Below are 16,055 nucleotides of genomic sequence, written 5' to 3'. Positions count from 1 at the left end.
CGTAGAAACAGGTGGAAAACGACAGTGTCGTCAGCCACGGTGCCGGAGTTCGGTCCGAACGATTGGTTCGTCGAGGAGAAGTACCAGCAATTTCTCTCCGACCCCGGCAGTGTCGACGAGATATGGCGGGACTTCTTCACCCAGACGCCCTCCTCCGTCCCGTCCGACGGGGACCCGGAGCCAGCCCCGCAGGCGGCCGCCGCGCAGTCCAACGGGCACGCCGAGCCGCCGCCCCCGCGGGTGACCCCGCCGGTCGCCCCCGAAGCCGTGCGGTCGAGCCCGCCCCCGCCGCCGCCCCCGGTGCGCAGCTCCGCCGCGGCACCTGCCGCGAAGCCCGCGCCGGCTGCCCCGGCCGCGAAGAGTGCACCGGCCAAGAGCGCTCCGGCCCGGGAGACCACCAGCTCGACACCTGCCGCCGCGAAGGCGCCGGCCCGACCGGCCACCACGGCCACGCCCAACGACCTCGCGGTGGCCCAGGCCGCCAAGCAGGCGAAGGTCGATTCCCAGTCGGTGTCCGCCGCCGCCGACACCTCCGCGCCTCTGCGCGGTGCGGCAGCGATGGTCGTCAAGAACATGACGGCCTCGCTCGAGCTGCCCACGGCGACCTCGGTGCGCGCGGTGCCGGCCAAGCTCATGGCGGACAACCGCATCGTCATCAACAACTTCCTGAAGCGGCACCGCGGCGGGAAGATCTCGTTCACCCACCTCATCGGGTACGCGATCATCCGCGCCCTCGCCGACTACCCGAACATGAACCGGCACTACGCCGAGGTCGACGGCAAGCCGCAGGTCATCACCCCGGCGCACGTCAACATCGGTCTGGCCATCGACCTGCCGGGCAAGAACGGCGCCCGCAACCTCGTCGTCGTGCCCATCAAGGGTTCCGAGGCGATGTCGTTCACCCAGTTCTGGAGTGCCTACGAGGCCGTGGTCCGCAAGGCCCGCTCCGGCACCCTGGCCGCCCCGGACTACGTGGGCACCACGATCTCGCTGACCAACCCCGGCGGTATCGGCACCGTGCACTCGGTCCCGCGGCTGATGGCCGGTCAGGGCACGATCATCGGTGTCGGCGCCATGGAGTACCCGGCCGAGTTCCAGGGGGCGAGCGAGCAGACGCTGGCCGACCTCGGGATCTCCAAGGTCATGACGCTGACGTCCACCTACGACCACCGCATCATCCAGGGCGCGGAGTCCGGCGAGTTCCTCCGCAAGATCCACGGACTGCTGCTCGGCGAGGAGCAGTTCTACGACGACGTCTTCACCTCGCTGCGCCTGCCCTACGAGCCGGTCCGCTGGGTCAAGGACATCGACGCAGGTCGCCACGGCTCGGTCGACAAGACCGCCCGGGTGCTGGAGCTGATCGACGCCTACCGCACCCGCGGCCACCTGATGGCCGACACCGACCCGCTGAACTACCGGCAGCGCCGTCATCCCGACCTGGACGTGCTGAGTCACGGGCTGACCCTGTGGGACCTGGATCGGGAGTTCCCGGTCGGCGGCTTCAACGGCGCCCAGTTCATGAAGCTGCGCGACGTCCTCGGTGTGCTGCGTGACTCCTACTGCCGCACCGTGGGCGTGGAGTACATGCACATCATGGATCCGGCCCAGCGCCGCTGGATCCAGCAGCGCGTCGAGGTCCGCCACGACAAGCCGGAGCTGGAGGAGCAGAAGTACATCCTCAACCGGCTCAACGCCGCCGAGGCCTTCGAGACGTTCCTGCAGACCAAGTACATCGGTCAGAAGCGGTTCTCCCTCGAGGGCGGCGAGACGGTCATCCCGCTGCTGGACGCCGCGCTCAACAAGGCCGCCGAGTACGGCATGGACGAGGTCGTCATCGGCATGGCCCACCGTGGCCGGCTCAACGTGCTCGCCAACATCGTCGGCAAGCCGTACTCCCAGATCTTCCGGGAGTTCGAGGGCAACCTGGACCCCGGTCAGGCCCACGGCTCGGGTGACGTGAAGTACCACCTGGGCGCCGAGGGCAAGTACACCCGCCCCTTCGGTGACGGGCAGGTGTCGGTCACCCTGTGCGCCAACCCCTCCCACCTCGAGGTCGTCGACCCGGTCATGGAGGGCGTGGCCCGCGCCAAGCAGGACATGATCAACCTCGGCGAGGAGGGCTTCACGGTCATGCCGCTGGCCCTGCACGGGGACGCGGCGTTCGCCGGTCAGGGCGTGGTCGCCGAGACGCTCAACCTGTCGCTGCTGCGCGGGTACCGCACCGGCGGCACCGTGCACGTGATCATCAACAACCAGGTCGGCTTCACCACCGCCCCGGAGCACTCGCGTTCCAGCGAGTACTCCACCGACGTGGCGAAGATGATCCAGGCGCCGATCTTCCACGTGAACGGGGACGACCCTGAGGCCGCCACCTGGGTGGCCCGCCTGGCCGTCGAGTACCGGCAGACCTTCGGCCGCGACGTCGTGATCGACATGGTCTGCTACCGCCGACGGGGCCACAACGAGGGCGACGACCCCTCGATGACCAACCCGTTGATGTACCAGATCATCGACGGCAAGCGGTCGGTGAGACGCATCTACACCGAGGCCCTGATCGGTCGCGGTGACCTCTCTCCCGAGGACGCCGAGGAGGCGCTGCGGGATTACCACCAGCAGCTCGAGCGGGTCTTCAACGAGGTCCGCGAGCTGGAGAAGGCGGTGCCGGGTCCGTCCCCGTCCGTCGAGGCCGAGCAGCAGATCCCGCAGAAGGTGGAGACGGCGATCCCGGCGGCCACCCTGGCGCGCATCGCCGACGCCGCGGTCGAGTTCCCGGCGGGCTTCACCGCGCATCCCCGCGTGAAGCAGGTGCTCGAGCGTCGTGTCGAGATGTCCCGCCAGGGCGGCATCGACTGGGCGTTCGGCGAGCTGCTGGCGCTCGGGTCCATCGCCATGGACGGGCGTCTGGTCCGGATGACCGGTCAGGACACCCGACGCGGAACCTTCGTGCAGCGGCACGCGGCCCTCATCGACAAGAACACCGGTGCGGAGTTCCTCCCGCTGCAGCACCTCACGGACGACCAGGGTCGGGTGTTGATCTACGACTCGGCGCTCACCGAGTACGCCGGGCTGGGCTTCGAGTACGGCTACTCCGTGGCCAACCGCGAGGCACTGGTGCTGTGGGAGGCGCAGTTCGGTGACTTCGTCAACGGTGCGCAGTCGATCATCGACGAGTACCTCTCGTCCGGTGAGGCCAAGTGGGGCCAGCAGTCGGGTGTGGTCCTGCTGCTGCCGCACGCCCACGAGGGCCAGGGCCCGGACCACACGTCGGGGCGCATCGAGCGCTTCCTGCAGCTGTGCGCCGAGGGTTCGATGACCGTCGCGGTGCCCTCGACGCCGGCGAACTACTTCCACCTGTTGCGGCGCCACGTGCTCGACGGCGTGCACCGCCCGATGGTGGTGTTCACGCCGAAGTCGATGCTGCGCAACAAGGCGGCCGTGTCGTCGGTGGAGGACTTCACCGACGGTAAGTTCCAGTCGGTCATCAACGACACCACGGTCGACCCGGCCAAGGTGCGGACCGTGCTGATGACGTCCGGCAAGTTGTACTGGGAGCTGGAGAACTACCGACGCACCCGGGAGATCGACGACGTGGCGATCGTCCGGATGGAGCAGATCTACCCGCTGCCCAAGCGGAAGCTGGCTCACGTGCTCGACTCCTTCCCGGACGTCACCGACTTCCGGTGGGTCCAGGAGGAGCCGGCGAACCAGGGATGCTGGACGTTCCTGGCGCTGGCGCTGCCCGAGGTGCTGCCCCGCCTGCAGGGCATCAAGCGGATCTCCCGCCGGCCCATGGCGGCGCCGTCCGCCGGTTCGGCCAAGGTCCACGAGGTCGAGCAGGCCGCGGTCATCGCGGCGGCCTTCGCGCGCTGATCCGAGCTGCAGGAGAGCCCCGCCCCCGTTCTCGGGGGCGGGGCTCTTCGCTGTCCGGGGGTGCTCCGCGCTGTGCGGGGGTCAGAGGCTGGGACGGGCGGTGGACGTCGCGTACCGCGGGATCGTCGGTGAGCCGACCAGGAAGCCGAACGTGATCGGTGCGTCGTTGCTGCAGGCCACGGTGACGGCCCCGTCGCCCACCCGGGTGGTGGCCCGGACGTCGGTGCCGCGAAGCTGGAGGTACTCCCGCACCCGCTGCCCGGCGGCGCCGCTGAGCGGAAGGGTCTGCCCGGCCCCTTCGGCGGCATAACGCTGGCGGTCGACGGCCCCGACCGCGGCGGTGGCGGCGCCGTCGCACAGGTTCTGCAGGCGCCGGCCGGCCAGGAACGCCGACCCTGCCGCGGTGACCCCCATCGACAGGATGAGCAGGCACGCGGTCATCCCGATGATCAGGGGCGTCACCGAGCCCCGGTCACGGGCGCGACCGGGGGAACCGGAGTGAGGACGGCGGACTGGCTTCACCGGCCCCACCCTGCCGCATCCCGGGTGCCGGATCGGGGTTGTCCCCAGACAATCACCCGTCCGTTGCCGGACACCACACCGGCACGCTGACCTGCCCCCTGCAGCGATCGGCGGAGGGACGATTCACCACGCTCCCCCCTTCCCCGCCCCCTGATCGTGGCAGCCCCACCCTCCATTGATCCTCGCTCCGAAGAATGCGGCGGGATGACCTGCCTCCTGCGTTGTCCACATTCACGGATCAGCCCCCTCGTGCACCTGTCGAGTGGTTTACCGTCACCGACGATGCCGATCTCTGGAGGCCCCTGGTGAGCACCGTCCGCGCCCGATCCGCCCTGCTCACGTGGGGTGCCGTGCTCTTCGCCGGCACATTGCTGGTGACGGCGTGCACGGGGGATCCGGTGGCGACGGGGACCGTTCCGGTGACGTCATTTGTGGTGTCGACGAGTGACGTCGCTGACGTCGAGCCGTTGTCAACCGCAGAAGAGACCTCTGAGGCAGATGCTTCGACTGACGCTTCTCCTCTATCTGACGCGTCCACGCCTGGTAATTCCAGTGCGGAGGGCTCCGACATGATCACAGTCACGGCTCCAACCAATGCGCCAACCTCGCCAGACGCAAACCCGCCGGCCACACTCGATATCCCGCCAGGGGCGACCGAGAACACCACTGAAGGGGCCGCTGTCTTTATTCGCTGGTGGCTCAAGCTGGGCTCAGCATCCGTCGAGACGCGAAACACAAATACTCTCGAGGCTTACACATCTCCCTCCTGCTCGGATTGTGCAGACGCTCTCCAACGGATACGGGATATTATCTCAGCTGGCCAGTCCGTCAGGGCCAGCGGTGAATCTTGGAGCTTTATCTCCCAGATCGAGCGATCAGGGTCAGACGCCGTCGATGCGGTGGTCTATCTAGAGTCGCCGCCCGCTCAGTACATCAATAGCGACGGATCCGTCGCCAAAGACCGAAATCCCTTCCATTATGTCTCCGGGATCACAGTCCAATGGAGCGGCCAGCATTGGGTGCTGAGCGGGTTTAAGGACCTAAGATGACTCGGCGAATTTGCATCACACTCTTTACCTGTTTGGCGCTCAGCTTACAGGGCTTCGGCAGTGCTTTCGGGGATTCAATCGGTGAATGTGGCGAGTTTGCCTGTCGACCTCCTCAGGTGCAGGCTGACGGCGATACTATTCAGGTCGCAGCGAAGCTGGTAACCCCCAGTAGTAAGTCATCCGGTGGCCTCGAGGGGCCCGACAGTGACGCACCAGTTTCGACGAAGTCCTCCTGCACTGACCTAACTGATTCCCTCGCTTTCGCAGCCTGCGCAACGGCGGCTACGTCTGAATGTGCCGAGCAGAATCCCGCAGTGGGAACTGATCCGGCTCAACCCGGGCGTTGGACGTACGTTTGGGACCTTCAATCGACCGACTCCCGAGAATGTGTATGGGTTCCCGACGGTGAAACTCCACCCCCTCCCCCACCCCCCACCGACGCCCAAGTGGCGGAGGTCTTCCTGACCCTCCCGCTCGCTCTGCCGGACATTAAGACCAATCCGCCGGCTCCGGCCTGCACGGTGGTCAACATCGAGAACACGTTCTATCTGGACCCACCGTCCGCGGAAGCGCAGACCGTCGACATCCTGGGCACGCCGGTCACCATCTACCCCGCCGTCGAGAACTACACGTTCACCTACGGCGACGGCACGAGCCACACCACGACCGACCCCGGGGAGCCCTACCCGGACACCACGAACACGCACACCTACACGCAGGCCGGCACGTACAGCGCTTCGGTCACGGTGACCTGGACGGGCGAATGGGAGGCACCCGGGATCCCCCGCGGGCCGATCCCGGGCACGGCCCAGACCACCAGTGCACCGACGACCCTCTACACGCACACGTACCGCACCCAGCTCCTGGACGACCCGAAGAGCGCACCGCAACGCGGCACACCGCTCGGCCCGGACGACCCCTGCGCCGGTTAGGACTCAGACCACCCGCTGGCCCCGCCGCCACACCGCGTTGGTCAGCGGGGTGCCGATCCGGTAGGCGACGTAATCGTGGGCCGGAGCGTTCAGGGCGTGCAGGTCGGCTCGGGCTCCCACCATCACCACCCCGACATCGGTGCGACGCAGCGCCCGGGCTCCGCCCGCGGTGGCGGCGTGGATGGCCTCGGCGGGCGTCAGCCGGCTCTGCAGCACCCCCAGTCCGACGGCGAGCGACATCGACGACGAGTACGACGATCCCGGGTTGCAGTTCGTGGCCAATGCGATCGACACCCCGGCGTCCACCAGGTCCCGGCCCCGGGCGACGGGCTGCCGCGTCGACAGATCGCAGATGGGCAGCAGCGTGGCCACCGTCTGCGAACCCGCCAGGGCGTCGATGTCGGCCGGCTCCAGGTACGTGCAGTGATCGACCGAAGCGGCACCGAGATCCACCGCGAGCGACACCCCCGGACCCTGACCCAGCTGGTTGCCGTGCACCCGAAGTCCCAGGCCGTGTCGCTGCCCCGCGGCCAGTACCCGGCGGGCCCGGGCCTCGTCGAAGGCGCCGATCTCGCAGAACACGTCGATCCAGCCCACGTAGGGGCGGACCGCGTCCAGCATCGGCCCGCACACCAGGTCCAGGTAGCCGTCCACGTCGATGTCGAACTCCGCCGGAACCGCATGCGCGCCGAGGAAGGTGACCTCGTCGACCCCGGCCTGCCCCGCCGCCTGCGCGATCCGCACCTCGGTGCGCACGTCCAACCCGTACCCGGTCTTCGTCTCGATGCAGGTCGTCCCCCCGGCCACCATCTCCGCGACCAGCGAGCGGGCCTGGTCGACCAGCTGCTCCTGCGGCGCGGCGCGCGTCGCCTCGACGGTCACCCCGATGCCCGCCGCCGAGTAGGGGGCCCCCGCCAGCCGCGCCGAGAACTCCGCGGCCCGATCACCGGCGAACACCACGTGGCTGTGCGAGTCCACCCAGCCGGGCAGCACGGCCCGCCCCTCGAGGTCGACGACGGTGTCCGCCGCCGGGGCGGTGGCCGCCGACCCCACCCAGGCGATCCGGTCCCCGTCGATGATCACCGCGGCGTCCGGGATGAGACCGAGCAGGCCCTCACCCATGGCCGGGTCGTTCGTCACCAACTCCGAGATGCCGTGGATCAGCGTGGATCCCGTCGTCGAGTCCCCCTGCGCGGTCGGAACCGGCACCGTCATGTCACGCCTCTCACCTGCCGCCGCGGACAGCGGCGGACACACCCGAACCCGACGGTGGACCCGTCGCTGCACAGCCAACACCACCGCCCTGAAGAGCCTTACAGCAGCAGGTCGGCCAGGCAGTCCGCCAGGGCTGTCACTCCGACGAGGCAGTCCGCGGTCTCCGCGTGCTCCTCCGGGGCGTGCGAGATGCCGGTCGGATTCCGGACGAAGAGCATGGCCGATGGCACGTGCGCCGCCAGCACCCCGGCGTCGTGCCCCGCCCCGGTGGGGACGATCGGGACACCCAGCCGCTCGGACAGCGACACCCCCAGGGCCGGGTCGAACACCACCCGATCGGACAGCGACTCCCGTTGCACGACCACCGTGCAACCCTCGGCCTCCGCCTCCAGCCGGACATCGGCGGTGATGGCGTCGACCAACGCGGCCGTCGACGCCGTGTCGCCGTACCGGGCGTCCAGCCACACCTGGACCGAGAAGGCGATGACGTTGGTGCCGCCGGGCACCGGGACGATCCGGCCGACGGTCGCCACCGCACCCTGGAACCGCTGCATGGCGCGACGGGCGGCCGGCACGATCGCGGCGGCCGGGATCATCGGGTCCCGCCGGTCGGCCGCGGCCGTGGTGCCCGCGTGGTTGCCCTGTCCGGTGACGGTGAACCGCCACCGGCCGTGCGCGACGATCTCCGACCCGACGGCCACCGCAGCGGTCGGGTCGGCCGCCCGCAGCAACCGGCCCTGTTCGACGTGCAACTCCAGGAAGGTGCCGATCCCGGCCAGGCGGGCCGGGTCCGGGCCCATGCCGGCCGGGTCGACCCCGGCTCGGGCGGCTGCGTCGGCCAACGACACCCCGTCCGGGTCGTGCAGGCGGCGCACCGCGTCCGGGTCCACCGCCCCGGTGAGCAGCCGGGAACCCAGGCAGGGCAGACCGAACCGGCCGCCCTCCTCCTCGACGAAGCAGGCGACGGCGAACGGGCGGGCCGGTGCCACTCCCCGCACCTTGAGCTCGTCCACGGCCAGCAGGGCGGACACCACCCCGAGCGGCCCGTCGAACGCGCCGCCGCCGGGGACCGAGTCCAGATGGGACCCGGTGACGACCGCCCCCACGCCCGGCTCACCCCACCAGGCCCACAGGTTGCCGTTGCGGTCGGTCTCCACGTCCAGCCCACGACGCTGCGCCTGCTCGACGAACCACGCCCGGGAGTGCAGGTCGGCGTCGTCGAAGCCGTGCCGGGAGTAGCCGCCCCGCCGGTGGTCCCGGCCGATGCCGGCCAGGTCCGACCACGCCGAGGCGAAGCGGGACGCGTCCGGCGACACCCACTCGTGCTTCACGATCCGGCCACCGCGCCGGCGGCGGCGGCCCGCGCCGGGTCCATCGGGATGACCACCCCGGTGCGCTCGGCCGCGGCCTGCGCCTCCGGGTACCCGGCGTCGACGTGTCGCAGTACGCCCATCGCCGGATCGTTGGTCAGCACCCGCGCCAGTTTCTCCGCGGCCAGCGGCGTCCCGTCGGCCAGGCACACCTGCCCGGCGTGGATCGACCGGCCGATGCCGACCCCGCCGCCGTGGTGGATGGACACCCAGCTCGCCCCGGACGCGGTGTTCACCAGGGCGTTCAGCAACGGCCAGTCGGCGATGGCGTCGCTGCCGTCGGCCATCGACTCGGTCTCCCGGTACGGCGAGGCCACCGACCCGGAATCCAGGTGGTCGCGCCCGATGACCACCGGCGCGGACAGCTCACCGGAGGCGACCATCTCGTTGAAGCGCAGGCCGGCCTGGTCCCGCTCGCCCATGCCCAGCCAGCAGATGCGGGCCGGGAGCCCCTGGAAGGCGATCCGTTCCGGCGCCATCCGCATCCAGCGCTGGAGCTTGTCGTTGTCCGGGAACATGTCGATGACCGCCCGGTCGGTGGCGTGGATGTCCTTCGGGTCGCCGGACAGCGCGGCCCAGCGGAACGGCCCCTTGCCCTCGCAGAACAACGGCCGGATGTAGGCGGGCACGAACCCGGGGAAGTCGAACGAACGCTCGTAGCCGGCCAGCAGGGCCTCGCCGCGGATGGAGTTGCCGTAGTCGAACACCTCGGCGCCGGCGTCCTGGAAACCCACCATCGCCTCGACGTGGGCGGCCATCGAGTCCCGCGACCGGTCGGTGAACTCGTCCGGCTTGGCCTGGGCGTAGTCGTGCCAGTCGGCCAGGTCGATGCCCACGGGCAGGTACGCCAGCGGATCGTGGGCACTGGTCTGGTCGGTGACGATGTCGATCTCCACACCGCGGGCCAGCAGCAGCGGCACCATCTCGGCCGCGTTGCCGATCACCCCGATGGACACGGCACGACGGTCCCGCTTCGCGGTCAGCGCGAGATCGACTGCCTCGTCCAGGCTGTCGGCGAGCACGTCCAGGTACCGGGTCTGCACCCGGCGCTGCGCACGCACCGGGTCGCAGTCGATGCACAACGCCACGCCGCCGTTCATGGTGACGGCCAGCGGCTGGGCGCCGCCCATCCCGCCGAGCCCGGCGGTGAGCGTCAACGTGCCGGCCAGGGTGCCGCCGAAGCGCTTGTCGGCCACCGCGGCGAACGTCTCGTAGGTCCCCTGCACGATGCCCTGGGAGCCGATGTAGATCCACGACCCGGCCGTCATCTGGCCGTACATGGTCAGCCCCATCGCCTCCAGCCGGCGGAACTCCGGCCAGGTGGCCCAGTCCCCCACCAGGTTCGAGTTGGCGATGAGCACCCGCGGCGCCCACTCGTGGGTACGCAGGACGCCCACCGGCCGACCGGACTGCACCAGCAGGGTCTCGTCCTGGCGCAGGTCGGTGAGCTCGCGGCAGATGGCGTCGAAGCTGGGCCAGTCGCGCGCGGCCTTGCCCGTGCCGCCGTAGACGACCAGCGCGTCGGGGTTCTCGGCGTTCTCCGGGTCCAGGTTGTTCTGCAGCATGCGCAGCGGGGCCTCGGTGGCCCAGCTCCGGGCGGTCAGCGTGGTCCCGCGGGCGGCCCGCACCGGGCGGGGACCGGACGGGGCGGGGGCAGCGGTGGTCATGAGGTCTCCTGGGCGGGACGGGCGGCGAGGACGGCCGCGGAGGTGAGGGAGCCGTCGGCGAGAAGGTCGACGACGGCGTCGATCTCGGGGCCGAGGTGGCGGTCGGGGCCGGGGCCGGCGACCCGGGTGCGGATGACGTCGCGGACGGCGCCGGTGATCGGGGACGGTTGCAGCGGAGTGCGGAGATCGATCGCTCGGGCGGCGGTCATCAACTCGATGGCCAGCACACGGCGGAACCCGTCCACCGCGCGGCGCAGCTTGCGGGCGGCGTGCCAGCCCATGGAGACGTGGTCCTCCTGCATGGCCGAGGACGGGATGGAGTCCACCGACGCGGGGACGGCCAGCCGCTTGAGCTCACTGACGATGCCGGCCTGGGTGTACTGGGCGATCATCATCCCGGAGTCCACGCCGACCTCGTGGGCCAGGAACGGCGGCAGGCCGTGCGAGCGGCTGACGTCGAGCATCCGGTCGGTGCGCCGCTCGGCGATGCCGGCGACATCCGCCACCGAGATGGCCAGGAAGTCGAGCACGGCCGCGACGGGTGCGCCGTGGAAGTTGCCGTTGGACTCGATGCGGCCGTCGGGCAGAACCGCGGGATTGTCGATGACGCTGGCCAATTCCCGCTCGGCGATGCGCCGTGCGTGCTCGACGGTGTCGCGGGCGGCACCGTGCACCGACGGCGCGCAGCGCAGCGAGTACGCGTCCTGCACGCGGGTGTCCTCCGGCCCGGCGTGCGAGGCGACGATGGGTGACCTGGCCAGGGCGGCGGTGATCCGGGCGGCGCTCGCCGCCTGACCCTGCTGCGGGCGCAACGCCTGCAGATCGGCGGCGAAGACCCGGTCGGTGCCGAGCAGCGCCTCGACGCTCATCGCCGCGGCGAGATCGGCCGCGGCGAGCAGCATGTCGAGGTCGGCCAGGGCCAGCACCAGCATGCCCAGCATGCCGTCGGTGCCGTTGATCAGGGCCAGGCCCTCCTTCTCCACCAGCACCACCGGCGTCAACCCGGCCGCGGACAGCGCCTGCGCCGCGGGCATCCGCACCCCGTCGGCGTCGTGCACCTCGCCCTCGCCCATCAGGGTCAGGGCGACGGCGGCCAGCGGCGCGAGATCGCCCGAGCAGCCCAGCGATCCGTACTCCGGGACGACGGGCGTGATACCGGCCGAGAGCACGTCGGCCAGCGCCTGTGCGGTGGACGGCCGTACGCCGGTGCGCCCGCTGGCCAACGTGCCCAGCCGGAGCAGCATCATCGCCCGGACAACCTCCCGCTCCACCGGCTCACCCGAACCGGCCGCGTGCGAGCGGATGAGGGAGGCCTGCAGGGCGCGGCGGCGGGGCGGCGCGATGGCCGTGGTGGCCAGGGCGCCGAACCCGGTGGACACCCCGTAGTGCGGGCGGACGTCCGCGGCCAGGGCATCGATCCACGCCCGGCACTGCGCCATGGCTTCGACGGCCGCCGGGTCGAGCCGGACGGCCGCACCCCGCCGCGCCACGGCGACCACCTCGGCTCCGGAGACCGGGCGACCACGGACCTGCACGACGGGGGTGGCGGCGACGGGCGACGAGACGGACATGGGCCCATTGGATGCCCGCGGGCGGGCCCGGCGCGAGGGCCGGGCGGCGGTTGCTGTCCGGTATACCGGACAGATGGACGAGCACACCGCCGGGCCTGCGCCCGCCCTGCGCCGGGGCCTGGCCGTGCTGACCGTGCTGGCCCGGCGGGCCGGGCCGGTCTCCGCCGCCGCCCTCGCGCGGGAACTCGGGCTCCCCCGGTCGAGCACCTACGAGCTGCTCGGCGAGCTGGCGGCCGCCGGATTCGCCGTCCATCTGCCGGAATCCCGCCAGTGGGGCCTGGGGGTGGCCGCCTTCGAGCTGGGTTCGGCCTACCTGCGTGCCGATCCGCTGGAACGGCTGGGTCGCCCGCTGCTGGCTCGGCTGGCCGAGCGCACCCGGGCGACGGCGCACCTCGGCGTCCTGCACGGTGCCGAGATCCTCTACCTGGTCAAGGAACGACCACCGGACGCGGACGCGGCCCCACCCACCCTGATCACCGCGGTCGGGGTCCGCCTGCCGGCCACCCTGTCGGCCACCGGACTCTCCCTGCTCGCCGGCTCCCCACCGGCCCAGGTGCGGGCGCTGTTCGGCCAGCCCGCGGACTTCCTGCACCGCACCGGTCGTGGCCCGCGCTCGCTGCCCGAGCTGCGCCGGTCGCTCTCGACCATCCGGGCCCGCGGATGGGCCGTGGAGGACGGGTGCATCTCGGTCGACACCGCGTCGGTCGCCGCCCCCGTCTTCGACCACCTCGGACGGCCCTGCGCCGCCGTGGGGGTCACGGTGCCGCACCGGTGCCCGAGCCGTCCGGACGGACCGGCCTGCGGCACCGACCTCGCCCACCTCGCCGGACCGGTCCGCGAGGTGACGGCGGCCCTGACCGCTGCGATCGGCGGCCGCGCACCGGCCTGAGGCAGCGTCCTCACTCCCGGCAGATGCAGACCTCGTTGCCGTCCGCGTCGGCCAGCACCCACCAGCCGGGCGCGAAGCGATCGGTGACCAGCAGGCCACCCGCCGCCTGCACCGCGCGGACCCGGGCCTCCACCTGGTCGTCGGGCAGGTAGACGTCGACGTGCATCCGCCCACGCCCCGGTCGGTGCTTCTCGGCGGCCTGGAACCAGACCCGGGCCCCGTCGGGACCGTGCACCTCCCGGTCCCCGTCGGGGGTGGTCACCTCGCGCCCGCCGAACGCCGCGACCCAGAACGGCCGGATCGCACTCGCCGCCGCCGTGTCGACCGCCAACTCGATCCGCGTGTGCCGGACCGGGACGGAGCGCGCACCCCGGTCCCGGGCCCGGGCGTCGATCGTGCCGGCGAGCTGCAGGTCCCGTCCGGTCACCCCGCGGGCCGAGTGGGTGGTCAGGGTGAGCTCCACCTCGCGGTGACGCAGGTGGACGTCGGGATGGTGGTCGGCCTGCTCGGCGGCGGCCCCGACGTCGCCGACCAAGGCCACGGCCGCGGCGAAGTCCGGGGCGCGGAAGCAGGCTCGGAGCGCTCCGTCGAAGTGCACCCAGCCGGGTAGATCCCGCAGCAGGTGATGGATCTCGGCCGGGGCGAGCGTGCGGGTCATGCCGACCACCGTCCGCCGTCCGTGCCCCCGGCGCAAGGAACCCGGATCGCGCACCGCCGACGGTGGCCCGGGAGGCACCCGATACCATCCGGCCCATGCAGGTACGCGAGCTGGCTGTCCCCGGCGCCTTCGAGTTCACCCCCCGTCAGCACGGCGACGACCGCGGCCTGTTCCTGGAGTGGTTCAAGGTCGAGGAGCTGCAGGCGGCCGTCGGTCACCCGCTCACCCTCGCCCAGGCCAACCTCTCGGTCTCCCGGGCGGCCACCCTGCGCGGCGTCCACTTCGCCGATGTGCCCCCGGGCCAGGCCAAGTACGTCACCTGCCCGGCCGGCGCCGTCCTGGACTTCATCGTCGACATCCGGGTGGGTTCGCCCACGTTCGGGGCCACCGACGTCGTTCGCCTGGACGGCAAGGACCGCCGGGCGGTCTACCTGTCCGAGGGGTTGGGCCACGCGTTCCTCGCCCTGGAGGACAACTCCACGCTGACCTACCTCTGCTCCACCGGGTACTCCCCGGGCCGCGAGCACGGCATCAACCCCCTCGACCCGGCCCTGGGGCTCGCCCTGCCCGACGGCGTCGACTTCCTGCTGTCCGACAAGGACCGCGACGCCCCCACCCTCGCCGAGGCGGCCGAATCCGGCCTGCTCCCGACGTGGGACGCGTGCCAGGCGTACGTCGCCACCCTGGCCTGACGGCCGCCGCCCCGGCCCTCCGGGGTCGGACCACCCCGGAGGATCAGCCATGCCCCCCGCCTACGCCGGCCCCGCCTCGCACCGGATCGTGCTGATCCGCCACGGGCAGACCGTCTGGAGCCAGACCGGCCAGCACACCGGTAGGACCGACATCGACCTCACCCCCCGGGGTGAGCAGGAGGCCGGCTCCATCCCGGGCCTGCTCGTCGGGCTCCGCCTGGCCCCGGCCACCGTGCTGTGCAGCCCCCGACTGCGCTCGCAGCGCACCGCGACGTTGGCGGGCATGCGGATCGACGACACCGACGAGGATCTGGCCGAGTGGGACTACGGCAACTACGAGGGCATGACCCGCAGCCAGATCCAGGAGCAGGACCCCGACTGGACCGTGTTCACCCAGGGCGCCCCCGGCGGGGAGTCGCCCGAGCAGGTCGCCGCGCGCGCCGACCGGGTGCTCGACCGGGCCCGCGATCTGCTCGAGCGCGGTGACGTCGCGCTGGTCAGCCACGGCCACATGTCGCGGGTGCTCACCGTTCGCTGGGTCGGCCTGCCCATCACCGCCGGCTCGCTGATCGCGATGGACCCGGCCGCCCTGACCGTGCTGGCCGTCGATCGCGGCGCACCCATCATCGACCACGCCAACGTGGTCCCGCTGCTGCCGGACGAACCTGCATGAGCGCGACAGTGCGCCCGGTGACCCGGGCGGACGTCGCCGAGGTGGTGGCGATGGTCCACGACCTCGCCGAGTACGAGCGCCTCCCCCACGAGTGCCATCTCACCGCCGACCAGCTCGAGGCCGCACTGTTCGCCGACCATCCGGCGCTGTTCGGCTTCGTGGCCGAGACCGAGCCGGGTGCGGACGGCGCGGGGGCCGGCGGCACACAGCTCGACGGATTCGCACTGTGGTTCCTGAACTACTCGACCTGGGAGGGCGTGCACGGGATCCATCTCGAGGACCTGTACGTCCGGCCGGAACGCCGGGGCAGCGGAGCCGGTGGAGCGCTGCTGCGTCGCCTGGCCGCCACGGCCGTGCAACGCGGATACGCCCGTGTGGAGTGGTCCGTCCTGGACTGGAACGCCCCGTCGATCGCCTTCTACCGGTCCCTCGGCGCGGTGCCGATGGACGGGTGGTCGACCTTCCGGCTCAGCGGCGCGGCTCTGGACCGAACGGCGTCGGGAACCGCTCGATCCACGCGTTCGCCGATCGGCTGAGCAACTGCGTCCCGGTCACCACACCGAGCGCGATGACCACCGGACCCCAGAACCAGCGCTGGCTCGGCACGATCAGCCACACACCGATCAGCACCATGACCACCTGCACCAGGAACGCCGGCGTGCGTCCCCACCGGCGACCGTCGAGCAGGGCCAGGGCGCAGGCCCCGACCAGCACGGCCAGCACCACGTAGTAGCCGGTCTGGGCGGCCAGTCGGCCGAACGAGGTCTCGGCGTCACCCCACCCGGAGACGACGCCGGCCACGGCCAGGACCAGCAGGCCGGCCGCCTCCAGCAGGACGAGCCAGGCACCGCGGCGGACGCTGTCCGGCGGGGGGATGCGCAGGGGGGGCGGGTCCAGGGGCGCACTCACGACGGCCAGCCTACGCAGCGTCGGGGGCACGTAGGCTG

14 protein-coding genes are annotated in these 16,055 nt (G+C 71.4%); 7 read left to right on the top strand and 7 right to left on the bottom strand.

All coding sequences use genetic code 11. From position 1 onward, the window contains the following. Nucleotides 1-24 precede the first annotated feature (24 nt). Nucleotides 25-3,870, top strand: a complete 3,846-nt coding sequence (locus J2S58_RS18050; RefSeq protein WP_205257136.1) for a multifunctional oxoglutarate decarboxylase/oxoglutarate dehydrogenase thiamine pyrophosphate-binding subunit/dihydrolipoyllysine-residue succinyltransferase subunit — start codon at nt 25-27, stop codon at nt 3,868-3,870. 81 nt (nt 3,871-3,951) lie between these two features. Here the strand turns inward: J2S58_RS18050 and J2S58_RS18045 are convergent, their stop codons facing one another. Then, entirely contained in the window at nt 3,952-4,332 is a 381-nt protein-coding gene (locus J2S58_RS18045) for a pilus assembly protein TadG-related protein (RefSeq protein ID WP_205257135.1), read from the bottom strand. 254 nt (nt 4,333-4,586) lie between these two features. On the opposite strand from J2S58_RS18045, the gene J2S58_RS19250 reads away from it, so the two are divergent. Next, nucleotides 4,587-5,441 (top strand): DUF6318 family protein, encoded by an 855-nt coding sequence (locus tag J2S58_RS19250; protein ID WP_370881841.1) that lies wholly within the window; start codon nt 4,587-4,589, stop codon nt 5,439-5,441. A 446-nt stretch (nt 5,442-5,887) separates the two neighbouring features. Next, entirely contained in the window at nt 5,888-6,373 is a 486-nt protein-coding gene (locus J2S58_RS18040) for a PKD domain-containing protein (RefSeq protein ID WP_205257134.1), read from the top strand. Between the two features lie 3 nt (nt 6,374-6,376). Here J2S58_RS18040 and hutI read toward each other — a convergent pair whose 3' ends face one another. From hutI to hutH, 4 genes are all read right to left on the bottom strand, one after another. Next, the gene (gene hutI / locus J2S58_RS18035; RefSeq protein ID WP_205257133.1) at nt 6,377-7,588 is read right to left on the bottom strand and encodes an imidazolonepropionase; all 1,212 of its coding nucleotides are present in this window, start codon (nt 7,586-7,588) and stop codon (nt 6,377-6,379) included. 98 nt (nt 7,589-7,686) lie between these two features. Beyond that, entirely contained in the window at nt 7,687-8,919 is a 1,233-nt protein-coding gene (locus tag J2S58_RS18030; RefSeq protein ID WP_306829160.1) for an allantoate amidohydrolase, read from the bottom strand. Continuing rightward, on the bottom strand, nt 8,916-10,625 hold the full coding sequence (gene hutU / locus J2S58_RS18025) for a urocanate hydratase (protein WP_205257132.1): 1,710 nt from the start codon (nt 10,623-10,625) through the stop codon (nt 8,916-8,918). The genes J2S58_RS18030 and hutU overlap by 4 nt, the downstream gene beginning before the upstream one ends. Beyond that, on the bottom strand, nt 10,622-12,196 hold the full coding sequence (hutH, locus tag J2S58_RS18020) for a histidine ammonia-lyase (RefSeq protein ID WP_205257131.1): 1,575 nt from the start codon (nt 12,194-12,196) through the stop codon (nt 10,622-10,624). Before hutH ends, hutU begins: the two co-directional genes overlap by 4 nt. Before the next feature lie 73 nt (nt 12,197-12,269). Between hutH and J2S58_RS18015 the strand changes: the two genes are divergently transcribed. After that, the gene (locus tag J2S58_RS18015; RefSeq protein WP_205257130.1) at nt 12,270-13,085 is read left to right on the top strand and encodes an IclR family transcriptional regulator; all 816 of its coding nucleotides are present in this window, start codon (nt 12,270-12,272) and stop codon (nt 13,083-13,085) included. 10 nt (nt 13,086-13,095) lie between these two features. On the opposite strand, the gene J2S58_RS18010 is transcribed toward J2S58_RS18015, so the two are convergent. Next, entirely contained in the window at nt 13,096-13,743 is a 648-nt protein-coding gene (locus tag J2S58_RS18010; protein WP_205257129.1) for a 4a-hydroxytetrahydrobiopterin dehydratase, read from the bottom strand. A gap of 95 nt (nt 13,744-13,838) precedes the next feature. Here J2S58_RS18010 and J2S58_RS18005 point away from each other — a divergent pair, with 95 nt between their 5' ends. Genes J2S58_RS18005 through J2S58_RS17995 form a run of 3 tightly spaced genes read left to right on the top strand, consistent with a single transcriptional unit; the run spans nt 13,839 to nt 15,644 of the window. Beyond that, nucleotides 13,839-14,435, top strand: coding sequence for a dTDP-4-dehydrorhamnose 3,5-epimerase family protein (locus tag J2S58_RS18005; RefSeq protein ID WP_205257128.1), 597 nt, complete (start codon nt 13,839-13,841; stop codon nt 14,433-14,435). Between the two features lie 49 nt (nt 14,436-14,484). Next, nucleotides 14,485-15,108, top strand: coding sequence for a histidine phosphatase family protein (locus J2S58_RS18000; protein ID WP_205257127.1), 624 nt, complete (start codon nt 14,485-14,487; stop codon nt 15,106-15,108). Then, nucleotides 15,105-15,644: a GNAT family N-acetyltransferase gene (locus J2S58_RS17995; protein WP_205257126.1), complete on the top strand. Its 540-nt coding sequence runs from the start codon at nt 15,105-15,107 to the stop codon at nt 15,642-15,644. The genes J2S58_RS18000 and J2S58_RS17995 overlap by 4 nt, the downstream gene beginning before the upstream one ends. Here J2S58_RS17995 and J2S58_RS17990 read toward each other — a convergent pair. Next, entirely contained in the window at nt 15,577-16,017 is a 441-nt protein-coding gene (locus J2S58_RS17990; RefSeq protein WP_205257125.1) for a hypothetical protein, read from the bottom strand. The two genes, J2S58_RS17995 and J2S58_RS17990, sit on opposite strands and share 68 nt — an antisense overlap. Nucleotides 16,018-16,055 lie beyond the last annotated feature (38 nt).

The sequence above is a fragment of the Nakamurella flavida genome, from assembly GCF_030811475.1.
Lineage (GTDB): Bacteria > Actinomycetota > Actinomycetes > Mycobacteriales > Nakamurellaceae > Nakamurella > Nakamurella flavida.
Note: the sequence above shows the minus strand (reverse complement) of the source record. Positions and strands in the feature narration are given on the sequence as shown.

Coding starts and splice junctions, on each gene's coding strand:
- J2S58_RS18000 (WP_205257127.1), top strand. CDS start 14,485: ATGCCCCCCGCCTACGCCGGCCCCGCCTCGCACCGGATCGTGCTGATC.
- hutI (WP_205257133.1), bottom strand. CDS start 7,588: ATGACGGTGCCGGTTCCGACCGCGCAGGGGGACTCGACGACGGGATCC.
- J2S58_RS18005 (WP_205257128.1), top strand. CDS start 13,839: ATGCAGGTACGCGAGCTGGCTGTCCCCGGCGCCTTCGAGTTCACCCCC.
- J2S58_RS17995 (WP_205257126.1), top strand. CDS start 15,105: ATGAGCGCGACAGTGCGCCCGGTGACCCGGGCGGACGTCGCCGAGGTG.
- J2S58_RS18010 (WP_205257129.1), bottom strand. CDS start 13,743: ATGACCCGCACGCTCGCCCCGGCCGAGATCCATCACCTGCTGCGGGAT.
- J2S58_RS18015 (WP_205257130.1), top strand. CDS start 12,270: ATGGACGAGCACACCGCCGGGCCTGCGCCCGCCCTGCGCCGGGGCCTG.
- hutU (WP_205257132.1), bottom strand. CDS start 10,625: ATGACCACCGCTGCCCCCGCCCCGTCCGGTCCCCGCCCGGTGCGGGCC.
- hutH (WP_205257131.1), bottom strand. CDS start 12,196: ATGTCCGTCTCGTCGCCCGTCGCCGCCACCCCCGTCGTGCAGGTCCGT.
- J2S58_RS19250 (WP_370881841.1), top strand. CDS start 4,587: ATGCGGCGGGATGACCTGCCTCCTGCGTTGTCCACATTCACGGATCAG.